The sequence below is a fragment of the Aeromonas sp. CD genome, from assembly GCF_033349375.1.
Classification (GTDB): Bacteria; Pseudomonadota; Gammaproteobacteria; order Enterobacterales; family Aeromonadaceae; genus Aeromonas; species Aeromonas hydrophila.
This window is the reverse complement of record NZ_CP137631.1, coordinates 850,021-867,776: the sequence shown is the minus strand read 5'-3', so window position 1 is coordinate 867,776 and position 17,756 is coordinate 850,021. Positions and strand designations below refer to the sequence as shown.

The 17,756-nt window shown below is 61.7% G+C and carries 19 protein-coding genes; 7 read left to right on the top strand and 12 right to left on the bottom strand.

Annotated elements, in window-relative coordinates; genetic code table 11:
• Position 1 precedes the first annotated feature (1 nt).
• From lepA to rpoE, 5 genes are all read right to left on the bottom strand, one after another.
• Entirely contained in the window at positions 2-1,795 is a 1,794-nt protein-coding gene (lepA, locus tag R2E40_RS04020; protein ID WP_016349519.1) for a translation elongation factor 4, read from the bottom strand.
• Positions 1,796-1,915: 120 nt separating this feature from the next.
• Positions 1,916-2,377 carry a SoxR reducing system RseC family protein gene (locus tag R2E40_RS04015; RefSeq protein ID WP_011704746.1) on the bottom strand — a complete coding sequence of 154 codons (462 nt, stop codon included), beginning with the start codon at positions 2,375-2,377 and terminating at the stop codon, positions 1,916-1,918.
• 93 nt (positions 2,378-2,470) lie between these two features.
• Positions 2,471-3,451 (bottom strand): MucB/RseB C-terminal domain-containing protein, encoded by a 981-nt coding sequence (locus R2E40_RS04010; protein ID WP_318164830.1) that lies wholly within the window; start codon positions 3,449-3,451, stop codon positions 2,471-2,473.
• A 19-nt stretch (positions 3,452-3,470) separates the two neighbouring features.
• Complete coding sequence (locus R2E40_RS04005) at positions 3,471-4,061, bottom strand: RseA family anti-sigma factor (RefSeq protein ID WP_318164829.1); 591 nt, start codon at positions 4,059-4,061, stop codon at positions 3,471-3,473.
• Positions 4,062-4,083: 22 nt separating this feature from the next.
• Positions 4,084-4,665 (bottom strand): RNA polymerase sigma factor RpoE, encoded by a 582-nt coding sequence (gene rpoE, locus R2E40_RS04000; RefSeq protein ID WP_005309371.1) that lies wholly within the window; start codon positions 4,663-4,665, stop codon positions 4,084-4,086.
• A gap of 182 nt (positions 4,666-4,847) precedes the next feature.
• On the opposite strand from rpoE, the gene nadB reads away from it, so the two are divergent.
• Positions 4,848-6,455: an L-aspartate oxidase gene (gene nadB, locus R2E40_RS03995; RefSeq protein ID WP_318164828.1), complete on the top strand. Its 1,608-nt coding sequence runs from the start codon at positions 4,848-4,850 to the stop codon at positions 6,453-6,455.
• 301 nt (positions 6,456-6,756) lie between these two features.
• Here nadB and R2E40_RS03990 read toward each other — a convergent pair whose 3' ends face one another.
• Positions 6,757-7,134: a protein YgfX gene (locus tag R2E40_RS03990; RefSeq protein ID WP_318164827.1), complete on the bottom strand. Its 378-nt coding sequence runs from the start codon at positions 7,132-7,134 to the stop codon at positions 6,757-6,759.
• 19 nt (positions 7,135-7,153) lie between these two features.
• Positions 7,154-7,423 (bottom strand): succinate dehydrogenase assembly factor 2, encoded by a 270-nt coding sequence (locus R2E40_RS03985; protein WP_011704741.1) that lies wholly within the window; start codon positions 7,421-7,423, stop codon positions 7,154-7,156.
• A 113-nt stretch (positions 7,424-7,536) separates the two neighbouring features.
• On the opposite strand from R2E40_RS03985, the gene ygfZ reads away from it, so the two are divergent.
• Positions 7,537-8,442, top strand: a complete 906-nt coding sequence (ygfZ, locus tag R2E40_RS03980) for a tRNA-modifying protein YgfZ (protein ID WP_318164826.1) — start codon at positions 7,537-7,539, stop codon at positions 8,440-8,442.
• A gap of 18 nt (positions 8,443-8,460) precedes the next feature.
• Here ygfZ and R2E40_RS03975 read toward each other — a convergent pair whose 3' ends face one another.
• Entirely contained in the window at positions 8,461-9,339 is an 879-nt protein-coding gene (locus R2E40_RS03975; RefSeq protein ID WP_318164825.1) for a LysR family transcriptional regulator, read from the bottom strand.
• Between the two features lie 126 nt (positions 9,340-9,465).
• Here R2E40_RS03975 and R2E40_RS03970 point away from each other — a divergent pair, with 126 nt between their 5' ends.
• Positions 9,466-9,903 carry a PACE efflux transporter gene (locus tag R2E40_RS03970; RefSeq protein WP_077096113.1) on the top strand — a complete coding sequence of 146 codons (438 nt, stop codon included), beginning with the start codon at positions 9,466-9,468 and terminating at the stop codon, positions 9,901-9,903.
• 95 nt (positions 9,904-9,998) lie between these two features.
• Here R2E40_RS03970 and R2E40_RS03965 read toward each other — a convergent pair whose 3' ends face one another.
• On the bottom strand, positions 9,999-10,340 hold the full coding sequence (locus tag R2E40_RS03965; RefSeq protein ID WP_181014809.1) for a hypothetical protein: 342 nt from the start codon (positions 10,338-10,340) through the stop codon (positions 9,999-10,001).
• Positions 10,341-10,533: 193 nt separating this feature from the next.
• On the opposite strand from R2E40_RS03965, the gene cutA reads away from it, so the two are divergent.
• The 4 genes from cutA to R2E40_RS03945 all read left to right on the top strand — a co-directional run bounded on the left by cutA (position 10,534) and on the right by R2E40_RS03945 (position 13,636).
• A complete protein-coding gene (gene cutA / locus R2E40_RS03960) occupies positions 10,534-10,851 on the top strand; it encodes a divalent-cation tolerance protein CutA (protein ID WP_318164824.1) in 318 nt (105 codons plus the stop codon).
• The gene (locus R2E40_RS03955) at positions 10,848-12,620 is read left to right on the top strand and encodes a protein-disulfide reductase DsbD (RefSeq protein WP_318164823.1); all 1,773 of its coding nucleotides are present in this window, start codon (positions 10,848-10,850) and stop codon (positions 12,618-12,620) included. The genes cutA and R2E40_RS03955 overlap by 4 nt, the downstream gene beginning before the upstream one ends.
• Before the next feature lie 63 nt (positions 12,621-12,683).
• Positions 12,684-13,136, top strand: coding sequence for a GNAT family N-acetyltransferase (locus R2E40_RS03950; protein ID WP_318164822.1), 453 nt, complete (start codon positions 12,684-12,686; stop codon positions 13,134-13,136).
• Positions 13,137-13,222: 86 nt separating this feature from the next.
• Positions 13,223-13,636 (top strand): hypothetical protein, encoded by a 414-nt coding sequence (locus tag R2E40_RS03945; protein ID WP_318164821.1) that lies wholly within the window; start codon positions 13,223-13,225, stop codon positions 13,634-13,636.
• Between the two features lie 184 nt (positions 13,637-13,820).
• On the opposite strand, the gene R2E40_RS03940 is transcribed toward R2E40_RS03945, so the two are convergent.
• The 3 genes from R2E40_RS03940 to R2E40_RS03930 form a co-directional block, all read right to left on the bottom strand.
• Positions 13,821-15,125 (bottom strand): NAD(P)/FAD-dependent oxidoreductase, encoded by a 1,305-nt coding sequence (locus tag R2E40_RS03940; RefSeq protein ID WP_219255939.1) that lies wholly within the window; start codon positions 15,123-15,125, stop codon positions 13,821-13,823.
• Between the two features lie 220 nt (positions 15,126-15,345).
• Positions 15,346-16,425 (bottom strand): class II fructose-bisphosphate aldolase, encoded by a 1,080-nt coding sequence (gene fbaA / locus R2E40_RS03935; protein ID WP_011704732.1) that lies wholly within the window; start codon positions 16,423-16,425, stop codon positions 15,346-15,348.
• A gap of 116 nt (positions 16,426-16,541) precedes the next feature.
• Entirely contained in the window at positions 16,542-17,705 is a 1,164-nt protein-coding gene (locus R2E40_RS03930) for a phosphoglycerate kinase (protein WP_011704731.1), read from the bottom strand.
• Positions 17,706-17,756: the final 51 nt, after the last annotated feature.

The following is a 17,756-nucleotide window of genomic DNA, read 5'->3' as shown; positions in this document are numbered from 1 at the left end:
ATTAGTCCTTTCCGACGTGGAGAATTGCGAGGAAAGCTTCCTGCGGCACGTCGACACGGCCCAGAGACTTCATCCGCTTCTTACCTTCTTTCTGCTTGTTCAGCAGCTTCTTCTTCCGGCTCACGTCACCACCGTAACACTTGGCGGTCACGTCCTTGCGCAGCGCCTTGACGGTACTGCGGGCGATGATCTGGTTGCCGATGGCAGCCTGGATGGCGATATCGAACATCTGGCGCGGGATCAGCTCGCGCATCTTCTCCACCACCTGGCGACCGCGGTACTGGGCGTTCTCCTTGTGGGTGATGATGGCCAGGGCGTCGACCCGTTCGCCGTTGATCATGATGTCCAGACGGACCATGTCGGAGGTCTCGAAGCGCTTGAAGCCGTAGTCCAGCGAGGCATAGCCGCGGCTGGTGGACTTCAGGCGGTCGAAGAAGTCGAGCACCACTTCCGCCATCGGGATCTCGTAGGTCAGCGCCACCTGCTTGCCGTGATAGACCATGTTGGTCTGCACGCCACGCTTCTCGATACAGAGGGTGATCACGTTGCCCATGTACTCCTGCGGCAGCAGGATATGACACTCGGCGATCGGCTCGCGCATCTCCTTGATGCTGGTGATGGCAGGCATCTGGGCCGGGCTGTCGATGTGGATGGTGGTACCGTCGGTCAGCTCGATTTCGTAGACCACGGTCGGTGCCGTGGTGATCAGATCCAGATCGTATTCACGCTCCAGCCGCTCCTGAATGATCTCCATGTGCAGCATGCCGAGGAAGCCGCAGCGGAAGCCAAAGCCCAGCGCGGTGGAGCTCTCCGGTTCGAAGAACAGGGAGGCATCGTTCAGGGAGAGCTTGTCGAGGGCGTCACGGAACGACTCGTAGTCATCGCTGGAGATGGGGAACAGGCCCGCATACACCTGCGGCTTCACCTTCTTGAAGCCAGCCAGCGCCTTCTCGGCACCGTTCTTGGCCTGGGTCAGGGTATCGCCCACCGGCGCGCCGTGGATGTCCTTGATACCGCAGACAACCCAACCTACCTCGCCGCAACCCAGTCCCATGGTGTCCACCTGCTTGGGCGTGAAGATACCGATACGATCGACACCCCACACCTGACCGGTGCTCATCACCTTGATCTTGTCGTTCTTCTTCAGCGAGCCATTCTTGATCCGCACCAGCGACACGACGCCCAGATAGGAGTCGAACCAGGAGTCGATGATCAGCGCCTGCAGCGGCGCATCCGGATCACCTTCCGGCGCCGGGATCCGGGCCACGATCTCTTCCAGCACCAGGTCAACACCCAGGCCGGTCTTGGCGGAGCAGCGCACCGCATCGACCGCGTCGATGCCGACGATGTCTTCGATCTCTTCGGCAACCCGCTCAGGTTCTGCGGCCGGCAGGTCGATCTTGTTCAGCACTGGCACCACTTCCAGATCCATTTCCATGGCGGTATAGCAGTTGGCCAGAGTCTGTGCCTCAACCCCCTGGCCGGCATCCACCACCAGCAGCGCCCCTTCACAGGCCGCCAACGAGCGGGAAACCTCGTAGGAGAAATCCACGTGGCCAGGGGTGTCGATAAAGTTCAGCTGGTAGGTGTTACCGTCTTGTGCCTGGTAGTTCAGGGTCACACTCTGTGCTTTGATGGTAATGCCGCGCTCGCGCTCCAGGTCCATGGAGTCAAGCACCTGAGCCTGCATCTCGCGGTCGGACAGGCCGCCACAAGTCTGGATCAGACGGTCCGACAGGGTCGATTTACCGTGGTCGATGTGCGCAATAATCGAAAAGTTACGAATGTGTTTCATCGAGCAAGAATCACTCAAAATTAGGTTAGGGCCGGATATGGAGGCAGGATTTTACTGGATAACCCGGTCGACGGCCAATCTTTAGTCGACGAAGCACCAGAAATACAGGCCTGGACAGTGTCAGGAGAGGTGGCGGGTGGGCAGGACCACACCCAGCATGCGGGGACCATAAGCCCCCTGATCGAGCCGGTTGGAAAAGTAACGAACCAGTGAAAATCCGATAAGGCCGCCCAGCAGGCAGCTGAGGATGGTGACCCCCTCCCCGGCCGACAGCAAGGGAGCCAGCCAGAGTTGCCCCAGCAGGGCTCCCGCCAGCAGACAGAACAGCGGCAGCACGTAGACCAGCGCAGCCCCCTGCAGAATGCTCGCCTGTGGGATGCCGAGCCTCACCTGCTGGCCGACGCTCACCTCGATGGTGAGCGCCACCCGCAGCCGCTGCGCCTGCAACGGAAACGCCTTGGCTACCGTGCCGGTACCGCAGTTGGACTGTTGATGACAACCGCTGCAGGCGGAGCGCCGTTCGCACTCCACCCAGGCATGTTGTCCATCAATGGCCACTACGGTTGCCAGCTCTTCGCTCATTCCACTCACAAGACGGTTCCACATTAACTAGACAGAGATTGACCCAATCTGAACATGACTGCCCGGATTGGGCAAGCAACAGTGCATCGACGACTACTGGACGGTCTCGTTGCGGGCCAGCGGTTGCACCGACTCGGCGATGCGTTTGGCGGTGTCGGCCGGCACTTCCCCCACCACCGTGATCTCGACCCCCACGTCATTGACATAGCTCACCAGCGAGGTGGCACCCTGGCGGATCAACTGCTGGCGCACCGCCTGCTTGGGATCGACCCGGGCAACGTAGACCGAGAGATCCACCAGTCCATCGGAGAGCATCATGTAATCCACCGGCAGGCTGGTGGTGACCAGCTGATGCCGATCCCGCGAGAGCACCTTGAACCCCTCCGGCAACCAGGTCAGGTGCCAATTCAGCTGCTGCTGCGGCGCCGGGTAGGCGTCTTCCAGTGCCAGTGCCTGAGGCAGCTTGCTGCCAGCCAGCTTCACCAGCCAGGGCGCCGGGGCAGGCAGCCTGTCCAAATCCACCCCCAGCACCTGTTCAACCAGATTGCCTTCCCGATCCACCATGTCCACCCGCACCAGCAGGTGGCTCTGCTCGTCGATCCAGAGCACGAAGCCGTACTTGTCAGCCTCTTTGGGTACCAGCCGCACTACCTGAGCCACCAACCCGGCCGCCCGGCTGCGACCGGCCAGCACGGGGTCATAGCTCTCCAGCACCCGTGGCAGCGGCATCCTGACCAGGCTCGCCCACACACCGGGGAAGCGGGCTCCCTTGAGGGTGTAAGGTTCGTGGGTATTTTCGAAGAAGGTGTATTCATCCTGGCGCTGCAGATACTCGATGGTCTTGCCATCGAGATAGCTGAGGTGAGCCACCTCCTTGCCATCGATCACGCCGTGGCTGAAGCGGATGGGTTCGAGGCGCCCCTGCCGGGCCTTGACCATGGACAATTCAAAATTCTGTTGCGAGACGGCACTCTGCATCTGCTGCAACAAGGCCTCGGCCGACTTGTCGTCGGCCGAGGCCTTGGCACTGATCAGCAGGAAAGAGGCCAGCAAAATACGGCTGGACTGGCGCACGTTCTGATCCCTAAATCCGTTATTCCTGAATCTGCTTGTCTTGCAGCAGACGCTGTTGCAACTGGTGGTCACGCAGGAAAGCATTGATGCGCTCGCGCTGCTCCTGCATCTGCTGCTCGCTCAGCCCTTGCTGACGGGCAGTGGCCCGGTTGCCATCCTGCGGGTAGTGCACACTCACCGGTGAGGCACTGCCACCAACGGGGATAGTGTTGAGTACTGGGTTAGTTGGCAGCCCATCCTGCCCCTGATACTGCTGCACCCCGAAGATGACGGCGGCAGCGACCGATGCGGCGATGGCGTACTGCCCCACCTGCTGGCCAGCACGGCGCAGAAACGGCACGACCTTGGCGGTCCCCGGCTGCGGTACGGCAGGTTTGCTATCCACCGGCTTGGGCGCCAAGATGGTGGGTTCATCTTCCAGCGCAGCCATGATGCTGTCGCTCAGATCCAGTTGCAGATTGACCGGCAGGTCCCCCCGCATGGCATCACCGATCAGGTGGTAACGAGACCAGGTGTCTTGTAGAGCCGGATCCGTTCCCAGCTCGTTCAGAACCTCAACATCGCTCAAGTCACCGTCCATCAGGGCCGAGAGTTGCTCTTTAGTTGCCATAAGTTAACCTGTCTTTCCCCAGTTAATTCTCGATCAGAGGTTGCAGCTTTTTATCGATTGCTTCCCTCGCCCGGAAGATGCGGGATCTCACCGTACCCACCGGACAATCCATGATTTCGGCAATCTCTTCGTAGCTCAGCCCTTCCAGTTCGCGAAGGGTGATAGCTGTCCTCAAGTCTTCCGGCAAAGCTTCTATGGCAGAAAACACGGTGCGCTTGATCTCGTCGGTCAGCGTCAGGTTTTCCGGGGTAGCCACCTCTTGCAAGGCTTCGCCACCGCCATAGTATTCTGCCTCTTCCGCCTCTACGTCACTGCTGGGCGGCCTGCGCCCTTGAGAGGTCAGATAATTTTTGGCCGTGTTCACGGCGATCCGGTACAACCAAGTGTAAAACGCGCTCTCGCCACGGAATGTCGGCAGCGCACGGTAGGCTTTGATGAATGCCTCCTGCGCCACATCCGGTACATCGCCCGGGTTGTTGACATACCTGGCCACCAGGTTGACCACCTTGTGCTGGTATTTTTTTACCAACAGGTTGAATGCATTTTTATCGCCACGCTGGACCCGTTCAACCAGCTGTTCGTCCAGTAGATTCTGGTCGCTCATCAGAGCCGTAAAACCCCCATCAGGTTATCGTTTTTCTTTTCCGGCCCTTCCTAAGCGCACAAGTTCAGACAGGAGGAATCAGGGAAAGTTCGCTTGCATTGAAAAAAATGTGACGCAGGCTGCATCACCCCCCTCGCTTGGGCTACCATGGTGCCAGTTCTTAATCCAGGCCAATGATACTTATGAAAGCAAGTGTTGAATACCTTTGCGACGTACTGATCATTGGCAGCGGTGCCGCCGGTTTGTCTCTCGCGTTGCGATTGGCAGACCAGGCCAAAGTCCTGGTTCTGAGCAAGGGGCCCATCAGTGAAGGGGCCACTTTCTATGCGCAAGGAGGCATCGCTGCCGTATTCGACGAGACCGACAGCATCGAATCCCACGTGAGCGACACGCTCAACGCCGGGGCCGGGTTGTGTGACCCGGCCGTGGTGGAGTTCACCGCTCGCAACGCCCGCGAATCCATCCAGTGGTTGATCAAGCAGGGGGTCCCCTTCGATCAGGAGGAAGACGCCGAGGGCGAATCCCACTATCACCTGACCCGGGAAGGGGGCCACAGCCATCGCCGCATCTTCCACGCCGCGGATGCCACCGGCAAGGCGGTGCAGCTCACCCTGATAGATCAGGTCCGCGCTCACCCCAACATCCAGCTGATGGAGCGCTTCAACGCGGTCGACCTCATCACCACCCGCAAGCTGGGTCTGCCGGGCAACCGGGTGCTGGGTGCCTATGTCTGGAACCGCAACGCCGAGCAGGTCGAGGTGATCCGCGCCCGCTTCGTGGCACTGGCCACCGGTGGCGCCTCCAAGGTGTATCAGTACACCTCCAACCCGGACGTCAGCTCCGGTGACGGCATCGCCATGGCGTGGCGCGCCGGCTGCCGGGTGGCGAACCTGGAGTTCAACCAGTTCCACCCCACCAGCCTGTTCCACCCCGATGACCCCAACTTCCTGCTGACCGAAGCCCTGCGCGGTGAGGGGGCCTACCTGCGCCGTCCCGATGGCAGCCGCTTCATGCCGGAGTTTGACGAGCGGGCCGAGCTGGCGCCACGGGACATAGTCGCCCGCGCCATCGACCACGAGATGAAGCGGCTCGGCGCCGACTGCATGTATCTGGACATCAGCCACAAGCCGGCCGACTTCATCATCAAGCACTTCCCGACCATCTACGAGCGCTGCCTCGCGGTCGGCATCGACATCACCAAGGAGGCGATGCCCATCGTCCCTGCCGCCCACTACACCTGCGGCGGCGTGATGATCGACAACAACGGCCAGACCGACATCCCCGGCCTCTACGCCATCGGCGAGGTGACCTACACCGGGCTGCACGGCGCCAACCGGATGGCCTCTAACTCCCTGCTCGAATGCGTGGTCTATGCCCACCAGGCGGGGGCCGACATTCTGGCCAAGCTGCCGATGAGCGTGGAGCCGCCCCATCTGCCGGTGTGGGACGAGAGCAAGGTGGAAGATTCGGACGAACTGGTGGTGATCCAGCACAACTGGCACGAGCTGCGGCTGATGATGTGGGACTACGTGGGGATAGTGCGTACCAACAAACGCCTGGCCCGGGCCAAGCGCCGCATCGACCTGCTCAAGCAGGAGGTGCAGGAGTACTACGCTCACTTCCGGGTCTCCAACAACCTGCTGGAGCTGCGCAACCTGCTGCAGGTGGCCGAACTCATCGTCAACTGCGCCCTGCAGCGCAAGGAGTCGCGCGGCCTGCACTACAACCTGGACTACCCGGACATGCAGCCGGACTCCAAGCCAACCGTGCTGACGCCGGAGCGGGACTAATCCTTTCGCTTCGCAATGAGCCAGAGGGTCCCGCGGCCTGCACCGCTGCAACCCGGACTATCCGGACATGCAGCCGGACTCCAAGCCGACCGTGCTGACGCCGGAACGAGACTAACCCTTTCGCTTCGCAATGAGCCTGAGAGTCACGCGGCCTGCACTGCTGCAACCCGGACTACCCGGACATGCAGCCGGACTCCAGGCCGACCGTGCTGACGCCGGAGCGGGACTAACCTCTGCCGCAAGCAGCAACATCCAGATGACCTCGCTCCGGCGGGGTCATCTGTTTTATGGGGAAGAGAAACTAGCGGGTCGGCTGGGAGAAGTGGATGGCGCGAGCCAGTGTGCGGTAGTGGGCCGGTGCCAGCGCATCGCTGAACAGCCAGAGCCGGATGGCGGGACGCTCCGTCGTCACCAGTTGCAGCCAGAGTACCCCGGGCCAAATGCGGCTGCCCGTCCCCAGCTGGTAACGACGGCCCTGCCAGGTGAGCCACTGCCCGTCCCACTCCAGCACACCGCTCATCCGGCTGGCGCCAAGCCAGGCACGCCACAACCCCAGCGCCCAGCAGGGCAGCAACAGTGCCCACTGCCAGCCGTGGATCAGGGCGGCGAGCGGCCACAGGATCAGCAGAAACAACGACAACAGCAGCAGGCGCTGCTGTCTGGAGGCTGTGACGGGCATCGACACCCGTACGGGCAGATCAGCGCTGGCGATCGTGGCGGGCCTGATTGCGCTCCAGGATCAGCGGGATCATGGCGGCAAACGCAGGATCTTCCGGCACGCCGTGGCCCATGCTCCAGCGGAACAGCTCAGGATCCTCGCACTCCAGCAGGCGGATGAAGGTTTGCTGCTCCGCCTCGCTCAGACCGTCGAACTCGTGTTCGAAGAAAGGCATAAAGATCACATCCAGCTCGAGCATGCCACGGCGGCAGGCCCACTTCAGGCGGGATTTTTCAATTGGGCTCAACATGGAACTCTCCTTACAAAGACCCGGCGATGGTAACAGCTGGATTTTCCGGCTGACAAACATTCCTTACGTCTTTACCATGCAGGTCACATACTTTCTGTCTCTGGAATGCCATCGTGAGCCTGCCAACCCTTCCCGCCGAGCCAACCCTGTTCCCTCTGACCGATCTGGCCATCACCAGCCTGAGCGGCCAGGATCGCGCCAAATACCTGCAGGGCCAGGTCACCTGTGACGTCAACGCCCTGCAGCCGGGTCAGCACACCCTGGGTGGCCACTGCGATCCCAAGGGCAAGCTGTGGAGCGATTTTCGCCTGCTCTGCCTGAGCGATCGCCTGCTGATGCTGACCAAGCCGTCGGTGCTGGCCCGCCAGCTGCCCGAGCTCAAGAAGTTCGCGATCTTTGCCAAGGTCGAGATCAGCGAAAATCACGGCCAGGCGGTCGGCGTGGCCGGTCAGGGGACCGATGGCTGGATCGCAGGGCAATACGGCCTGCAGCAGAGCGGTCTCATCGAGGGTGGCATGGCGGTGCGAATCGAGGCCGATCGCTGGCTGCTGGTCAGCGAACAGCCGCTGGTGCTGACTCTGCCCAGCGGCCCCGAGTCGCTCTGGTGGGGACTGGAGATCAAGGCCGGCATCCCCCATCTGGAGGCGGTTCATCAGGGTGAGTACATTCCCCAGATGCTCAACCTGCAGGCGCTGGACGGCATCAGCTTCACCAAGGGCTGCTACATGGGGCAGGAGACGGTGGCCCGCGCCAAATATCGTGGCGCCAACAACCGCGCCCTGTTCGTGCTGAGCGGCACCGCCACTACGCCGGTTGCCAGCGGCGATACCCTGGAGATCCAGCTCGGTGACAACTGGCGCCGCAGCGGCATGGTGCTCAACGCCTGGCAGCAGGATGGCGAGCTGTGGCTCACCGCCGTGCTGCCCAAGGACACCGAAGCCGACGCCCGTTTCCGGCTCAAGCAGGAGGAGGGCTCAAGCCTGAGCCTGCAGCCCCTCCCCTATCAGCTGACCGAGTAAGCGAAGCGGAGCACCCTGCTAGCGCGCCCGCGCCAGCAGGGCCTCCTTCAGCCAGCGCCCCGCCTGCCCGAGCGGTCGGGCGCGATGCCACTGCAGCTCCAGTGCCAGCTCCGGCTGGGTAATGAAGTCCGGCTTGAGCACCACTACCTCGCCCCGGGCCAGCGGCCGGTGCAACAGAAAATCGGGCACCGCCGCCCAGCCCAGCCCCAGCTTGACCAGCTCCAGTACGCCCAGATCCCCCTCGACCCACCACACCTGTGCCGACAGGCGGAAACGATGACGCTCCGTTCCTTCCCGCCGCCCCGTCACCATCAACTGACGTGCCCCCTGCAGGTCGCTCTCCCGCAGCGGCGCCTTGTGGGCCAGCGGATGCTCGGGAGAGACCACCAGCGGCATGGGCACGCCCCCCAGCGAGCGGGCGACGATCTCCCGCTGCGGGTGCTCCTTCTGATAGCTGATGCCGAGCTGGGCGCGGCCGCTGGTCAGCATCTCGGTGAGGTCCTCCATCAACGGAAACAGCAGCTCCAGCTCCACCGTCGGATAGCGGGTGGCGAACCCCTCCAGCACGGAGCCGAGCCAGGGCAGGTGGGAGTCATCGTCAATGGCCAGGGTCAGGCGCGACTCGACACCGGTGGCCAGCTCGCCAGCGATGGCCTGCAAGCGCTCGCTCTGGGCCAGCAAAATGCCCGCCTCCTGGCTGATGCGCACACCCGCCTCGGTCAGAACCGGATAACGGCCGCTGCGATCGAACAGCTCGAGCCCCAGATCTATCTCCAGGTTGGCGATGGCGGTGCTGACCACGGACTGCGCCTTGCCCAGCTGGCGGGCCGCCGCCGAGAAGGAGCCGCTCTCTGCCGCGGCCAGCAGCGCCTTGAGTTGTTCCAGTGAAGGGTTCATGCAATGGCTCCTGTCGGGGTCGACTGATGGCTCTATCTGTTTTAACGATAGATACTAGCGTGAACCTATCAGAAAATAGCGATAAATTGAGCGCCATCGACACTCAGCCAGATAGAGAGACTGACTATGCGCAACACACGTGACCGCCTGCGCCACGCCATTGGCTTCGAATTGATTGGCCTGCTCATCGCCGCCCCGCTGGCCAGCTGGGTGACCGGCGTAGGGCTCAACCACATGGGGCCGCTGGCCCTGTTCTTCTCGGTGCTCGCCACCGTCTGGAACTATGTCTACAACATCGGGGTCGACAAGCTGCTGCTCAAATATCAGGGGCATACCCACAAGAGCCTGTGGCAGCGGGTAGCACATACTTTCGGTTTCGAGGGGGGCCTGCTGTTCGTCGCCCTGCCGGTGATGTCCTGGTGGCTCGACATCAGCATGATGGAGGCGCTGGTACTGGATCTGGGCTTCGTGCTGTTCTACCTGGTCTACGCCTTCATCTACAACTGGAGCTACGACAAGGTGTACCCGATCCCGGGTCAGTTGCAGCAGAACGCACTGGGTTGAACGACGGCAAAAAACGGCAGGAAAAACGAGGCACCATCATGCAAGGGGCATGATGGTGCTGGGGGAGGACAAGCCCGGCGGGCCTGCCGCGGCGTTCAGGCTTGTGCCTTCAGCTCTTCGGTCGGGGCCTCTGCCTCGGCCGACTCCTGCGTCAGCATGGCCTCAAGGTCACTCTGGTACTGGGTCAGCAGTCGCTGGGCTGCGACCATGTCACCCTTGTGCAGGCGCTCGAACAGATGGTGCTGCACCACGCCGTTGAGATACTCCACCGTGACCGGTTGCTCGAGGGTATCCAGCAACTCCTCTTTTTCCAGCTCGGCATTGATTTCATCGGCACTGGTACGCAGCAGACCGGCCAGTTGCACCAACATACGGCGCTCACCTTCGCGCAACAGGCTCAACATGCGGTTTCTCTGCTGCTCATTCTGTTGGGTCATACATTTCCTTACGTCGAATGGGAACAAGCCCGCTCATTCTGCCTTGTCGCTCTGACAGCGTCTATCTCATGCCCCCCACTTATTTTCATGTCGCAGCCGCAAAGTGCGCCAGATGCTATTTGACCCGTCGCTAGGTATAGTAGCCACTGGTTTACGGGCGCCGAGCCGCCCCGATCGGACGAGATATTTCACCATGACCGACACCATTCTGGTGCTTTGCACCTGCCCGGATGAGGCCAGTGCCAACCTCATCTGCGCACAACTGCTGAACCAGCGGCTGGCGGCCTGTATCAATCAGCTGCCCGGCCTCACCTCCGTCTACCGCTGGCAGGGCCAGATCGAACGGGCCACGGAGATCCAGCTCATCATCAAGTCGCACGCCGCCCTGTTCGAGCCGCTGCGCCAGTGCATTCTTGCTCATCACCCCTATGAGGTGCCGGAGATCCTGGCGCTGCCCACAAGCCAGGGCCACCAGCCCTATCTCGACTGGATAAAACAGGAAACCTCATGACACCGTCTCGCCTGCTCTTTCCCCTGCTGTTGCTCTGTGTCCTGCTGGCCGGCCTGGGCTCACTGCCGGCCCGCGCCAGCAGCACGGATCTGCTGAGCGCCCTCGGCATCGAGGCCAGCGCCCAACCCAAATTTCTGAAAGTGGACGAGGCGTTCGTCCTCGAGCGCGAACAGCAGGGCAATCGGCTGCTGCTGCACCTGCGTATCGCCGACGACTACTACCTCTATCGCCACAGCTTCCGCTTCAAGGGGGAAAACCTCGCCTTCGAGGAGCCGGTGCTGCCCGCTGGCACCGAGCATGAAGATGACTTCTTCGGCAAGACCCAGGTCTATTACCGGGAGGTGCAGATCCCCGTCACCCTGACCGAGGCCGGCCAGCAGGCCAGTCTCAAGATCAGTTATCAGGGCTGTACCGACGGCCTCTGCTATCCCCCCACCGACAAGCTGATCAGCATCCAGCCGCTCACCGCCCAGCAGGGCGAGCAGCCTGACCAGCCCACACCGGCCAGCAGCCAGCAGGATCAGCTGGCGGCCGCCCTCGGCAGCCAGGGCTTCTGGCTCAGCGTCGCTGCCTTCTTCGCACTCGGGCTCGGCCTCGCCTTCACCCCCTGCGTCTTCCCCATGTATCCCATCCTGACCGGGATCATCGCCGGGGCCGGCCATCGCCTCTCCACCCGCCGCGCCTTTCTGCTCTCCTTCGTCTACGTACAGGGGATGGCGGTCACCTACACCCTGCTCGGGTTGGTGGTGGCGTCGGCCGGCTTGAAATTCCAGGCTGCGCTGCAGCACCCCTACGTCTTGATCGGCCTCTCGGTGATGTTCGTGCTGCTGGCCCTCTCCATGTTCGGGCTCTACACCCTGCAGCTGCCTAGCAGCCTGCAGACCCGGCTGTCCGGCCTCTCCAACCGCCAGCAGGGCGGCTCCGTGCTCGGAGTCGGCATCATGGGGATGATCTCCGGCCTGGTCTGCTCCCCTTGCACCACGGCGCCGCTCTCAGGCGCCCTCATCTACGTGGCCCAGAGCGGCGATCTCTGGCTCGGCGGTGCGGCTCTCTACGCCCTGTCGCTCGGCATGGGGCTGCCACTGCTGCTGCTCGGCACCTCGGGCGGCAAGCTGCTGCCCAAGGCGGGCGCCTGGATGGACGTGATCAAGCAGCTGTTCGGATTTGCACTGCTGGCGGTACCCATCCTGCTGCTCTCGAGGCTCTGGAGCGATCAGGTCACCACCCTGGCCTGGCTCGGCTGGGGGCTGCTGCTGTGCGGCTACCTCTATCATCACAACCAGCATCAGGGCCATTCGGTAGGTCGCAGTCTGCGCGGCTTCGTGCTGCTGCTGGCCATGATCAGCGCCGTGGTGGTGGGCAAGGATCTGCTGCTGCCACCCCAGGGTGCCAGCGCAGCCGCTCAGGCCGAGGCGCCGGCCTTCATCCGCATCAAGACGCTGGACGATCTCAAGACCCAGCTGGCCGCCGCTCGCGGCAAGCCGGTGCTGCTCGATCTCTATGCCGACTGGTGCGTGGCCTGCAAGGAGTTTGAACACAAGACCTTCAGCGACCCGGCCGTGCGCGAGCGGTTCGGCCAGATGGTGCTGCTGCAGGCAGACGTCACCGCCAACGATGATGCCGATGTGGAGCTGCTCAACGGCCTCAACGTGCTGGGGCTGCCGACCCTGATCTTCTTCGACCGCGCCGGCAATGAAGTGAGCGGCCAGCGGGTCACCGGCTTTATGGGGCCCGCCGAATTTCTCGGCCAGCTGGACAAGCTGCGCTAGATGGAGCTTCGGCGTCTGTCAGCGGTTCACCCAGAGCACAGGGGCTGGCTGGAGGAAGTTGTCATGGCAGCCCCAGCCTACAGCTGGCTGACCGAAAGCAAGGGGCCTGTCCCTGCAGATGCCGAAGAGATACTCAAGGTCTGTCCACCGGGTATGGGGAAAGAGGACAAGTTTGTGCTGGCCGTGCTGGAGGGGGAAGAATTGCTTGGCTGCGTCGATCTCATCCGTGGCTATCCCACACCGGATACCGCCTATCTCGGTCTGCTGCTGTTGAAGGAGTGCTGGCAAGGCCGTGGCATCGGCAGCCAAGTCGTCCTACGGCTCATGGAGATGGCGGCACACTGGGGTTGCACCACAATGCGGCTCGGGGTCATAGAAACCAACCTGCCCGCCCTGCATTTTTGGACCAAGCACGGCTTCCAACAAGTCGATCGCAAACAGATCGCCGGGTTCAGCGGCGATACCCTGGTCATGACCTGCATCGTTCGCAGTCCCCTTACCTCGGACCAGACATAGACTGCTGATTTTTCTGGCTATCCCTTGTATCTAGCCCGTACCGTGGCAAACTTTGCCCCTCCTGTCTCGCATCATCCGGAGTTTTGATGAAAAAGTGGTTCATCCCCCTGCTGGCCCTCTGGCTGTATGGCTGTTACGCAGGTCCAGGTGAAGAGGCAATCCGGACCCAGGTCACCGCCAAACTGCAGGCAGACACCGACGCCAATCTGTTCGAGATCAGTGACTTCACCATCCTGGACAAGGAAGAGCGCATGGAGGGGGTCTATCTGGTCAAGGTGAGCTACCAGCTCCACTTCAAGCAGGGGATGGAACAGCTGCAGATGCTGCACGACGAGGATCTGGTCTATGACAGGGTCGGTCCCTTCCAGCAGGAGATGGGGCTGATGGAGCTGGAACGCAAATACGGCCAGTTCGAGGCGGGCCAGGTGCTGCCGCAGCAGGCCGAAGTGTGGATGATGAAAACCGAGCAGGGCTGGCGTCTGGCCGAGCCTGCGCACTGAGCTTAGCCAGCCAGAATACCCAGGCTGACTCAGGCCTGGGTATCCGCCCTATCCCCTCGCTATTCGGCGCGCAGCCCCGTTCAACACACGGGGTGGGCGGACGCTGATTGTTTGACTGCTCCAGCCAAATAGCAGTATCAATCCGACCAACCACCACGCCGTGGCGCACCAGATCCAGCGCCCCTTAAAACAGATCCTTGAAGCGGTACCAGAGCATGCCGAGCGCCAACAGGGGCGAGCGCAGCGCCGGGCCGCCGGGGAAGGTCATGTGGGGCACGCTGCCGAACAGGTCGAAACCCCGGCTCTCCCCCTTGATCGCCTCCGCCACCAGCTTGCCCGCCATGTGGGTGGCATTGAGACCGTGGCCGGAATAGGCCTGGGCATAGAAGACGTTGGGCTGCTCCGGCAGACGGCCGATCTGGGGCAGCCGGTTGGCCCCGATGCCTATCATGCCGCCCCACTGAAATTCGATGGCGGTATCCGCCAGCTCGGGAAACACCCGCAGCAACTTGGGCAGCATGAAGGCCTTGATGTCGCGGGGATCCCGGCCCGAGTAGTTGCAGGCGCCGCCAAACAGCAGCCGACCGTCGGCGGAGAGACGGTAGTAGTCGAGTGCCACGTTCTGATCGCACACCGCCATGTTCTGCGGCAGCAGGCGCTGGCGCAGCCGCTTCTCCAGCACCTCGGTGGCGAGGATGTAGGAGCCCGCCGGCAGCACCTTGCCCCCCAGCTCGGGGTTGAGGTCGTTGAGATAGGCGTTGCAGCCGATCACCAGGTAGTCGGCACTGACCCGGCCGTGGGCCGTGGTGACCTGCAGCCGATCGCCATAGTCGATGTGCACCACTCTGGACTGCTCAAACAGGGCCACTCCCAGGCTGGCCGCCGCGCGCGCCTCACCGAGCGCCAGGTTGAGAGGGTGCAGATGGCCGGAGCCCATGTCGATCATGCCGCCGATGTAGCGATCCGAGCCCACCACACTGTGAATATCCTCCCGTGCCACCAGCTTCACCTCATGCCGGTAGCCGAGACTCGCCAGATGCGCCGCCTCCTCTGCAAACCCGGCCAGATGGCGCTGACGGGTGGCGAGATCGCAGTAGCCCCAGCGCAGGTCGCAATCGATGTTGAAGCGCTCGATCCGCTCGCGCACCAGCTCGACCGCCTCCAGCCCCATCAGATCCAGCTCGCGCACGCCCTCGTCACCAATCCAGCGGGCGAACTGGCTGGTGTCGTGACCAATACCGCGAATGAGCTGACCGCCATTGCGCCCGGAGGCGCCCCAGCCGATGCGGTTGGCCTCCAGCAATACCACCTTGTAGCCGGCTTCGGCCAGATTGATGGCGGTGTTGAGACCGCTGAAACCGCCGCCGATGATGCAGACCTCGGCATTCAGTTCGCCACTGAGCTCAGGCCACTGCTGATTGTCGTTGCGGGTAGCCGCGTAATAGGAGGCTACGTGCTCCTGATGGGGGTAGTGCTTTCCTGCCTGCATGCTCAGCATCCTGCCTTGATAGCGTTGCGTTTACTAAAATAAACGGCCTGTCATCGATAATACTCAGCCACCCGCCGCCAATCCAGCCCGCAGGGATCACAGAAATGCAAAAGGTGCCTCGAAAGACACCTTGCTTACGTCCGCTGGCGACCCCGCCATGCTGCAATGAAAAAGGCGCCCCGCAGGGCGCCTTTTCATGCAATCAAACTACCGTAACGAATTACAGTACGTCGATGGCGTTCAGGTCGGAGAAAGCCTTCTCCAGACGAGCGATCATGGTAGTCTGGCCGGCACGCAGCCATACACGCGGATCGTAGAACTTCTTGTTCGGCTTGTCGGCGCCTTCCGGGTTGCCCAGCTGACCTTGCAGGTAGGCTTCGTTCTTCTTGTAGAAGCCCAGAATGCCTTCCCAGGTCGCCCACTGGGTGTCGGTGTCGATGTTCATCTTCACCACGCCGTAGGAGATGGATTCGCGGATCTCTTCCAGAGTGGAACCTGAACCACCGTGGAATACGAAGTCCAGAGACTTGGCAGGGATGCCGAACTTCTCGGAAACGTACTTCTGGGAAGCGTCCAGGATGGACGGGGTCAGCTTGACGTTACCCGGCTTGTAAACACCGTGTACGTTGCCGAAGGAGGCAGCGATGGTGAAGCGCGGGCTGATCTTGGACAGACGCTCGTAGGCGTAGGCCACGTCTTCCGGCTGGGTGTACAGGGCGGACTGGTCCATGTGGCTGTTGTCGACGCCGTCTTCTTCGCCACCGGTGCAACCCAGTTCCAGCTCCAGAGTCATGTTCATCTTGGCCATGCGGGTCAGGTATTCGCAGCAGATGTCGATGTTCTCTTCCAGAGACTCTTCGGACAGATCCAGCATGTGGGAGGAGAACAGCGGCTTGCCGGTTTCAGCAAAGTGCTTCTCGCCCGCATCCAGCAGACCGTCGATCCACGGCAGCAGCTTCTTGGCGGCGTGGTCGGTGTGCAGGATGACCGGTACACCGTAGGCTTCGGCAACGGCGTGAACGTGCTTGGCACCGGAGATGGCACCGATGATGGCAGCTTGCTGGCCTTCCAGTTTCAGACCCTTACCGGCGGTGAACACGGCACCACCGTTGGAGAACTGAACGATAACCGGTGCTTTCACCTTGGCGGCAGCTTCCAGTACGGCGTTGACGGAGTCGGTACCGACGCAGTTGACGGCCGGCAGAGCGAAGCCGTTCTCTTTCGCGATGGCGAACACTTTCTGAACGTCATCACCAGTGATCACGCCGGGTTTTACGAAGTCGAAAATTTTCTTAGACATGTTTAATCGTCCTGTTCTCGTATGCCGTTAATAAAAAATGGGGGGTTCATCATGAACCGGCACAGCGGGCACATGATAAACGAAACGGGAGGCTTTTGCCCCCCGTCTCGGGTCAATTAGGCTTTGGCGCGCTGTTCCAGAATCGCAACAGCCGGCAGTACCTTGCCTTCCACGAACTCCAAGAAGGCGCCGCCGCCGGTGGAGATGTAGGAGACCTTGTCGGCGATGCCGAACTTGTCGATGGCAGCCAGGGTGTCACCACCGCCAGCGATGGAGAAGGCCGGAGAAGCAGCGATGGCTTCGGCGATCACCTTGGTACCTTCAGCGAACTGGTCGAACTCGAACACGCCGACCGGGCCGTTCCACAGGATGGTCTTGGCGTTCATGATGATGTCGGCCAGGGCCTTGGCAGAGTCAGGGCCGATGTCGAAGATCATGTCGCCGTCGGTCACGTCAGCGACGGACTTGATGGTGGCCGGGGTGGACTCGGAGAACTCGGCACCGACAACTACGTCGGTGGTCACCGGGATGTTGGTTTCGGCAGCCAGTTTCTTGGCAGTGTCGATCAGGTCGTGCTCGCACAGGGACTTGCCGACGTTGTGACCGGCAGCAGCGATGAAGGTGTTGGCGATGCCACCACCGACCACCAGCTGGTCAGCGATCTTGGAGAGGGATTCCAGTACGGTCAGCTTGGTGGAGACCTTGGAGCCGCCAACGATGGCAACCATCGGGCGCTCAGGCTTCAGCATGGCTTTGCCCAGGGCTTCCAGTTCACCCGCCAGCAGCGGGCCGGCACAGGCGACCGGAGCGAACTGGGCCACACCGTAGGTGGAGCCTTCGGCGCGGTGAGCAGTACCGAACGCATCCATTACAAAGACGTCACACAGGGCGGCGTATTTTTTGGCCAGCTCTTCGGTGTTCTTCTTCTCGCCTTTGTTGAAGCGGCAGTTTTCCAGCACAACCAGCTCACCGGCGGCGACTTCTACGCCATCCAGGTAGTCTTTGGCCAGACGAACCGGGCAGGACAGTGCGTCTTTCAGATAGTTGACAACCGGAGCCAGGGAGAATTCTTCGTTGTATTCACCCTCGGTCGGACGACCCAGGTGGGAGGTGATCATCAGCTTGGCGCCCTTTTCCAGAGCCAGCTTGATGGTCGGCAGGGTAGCGACGATACGTGCATCGGAAGTGACCTTGCCGTCTTTTACCGGCACGTTCAGGTCAGCACGGATCAGGACGCGTTTACCCGCCAGATCCAGGTCGGTCATCTTGATAACAGACATATTCAGTCCTCTATATTTTCAGGTAATGTTAAAAAAACAGTAACCTTGCAC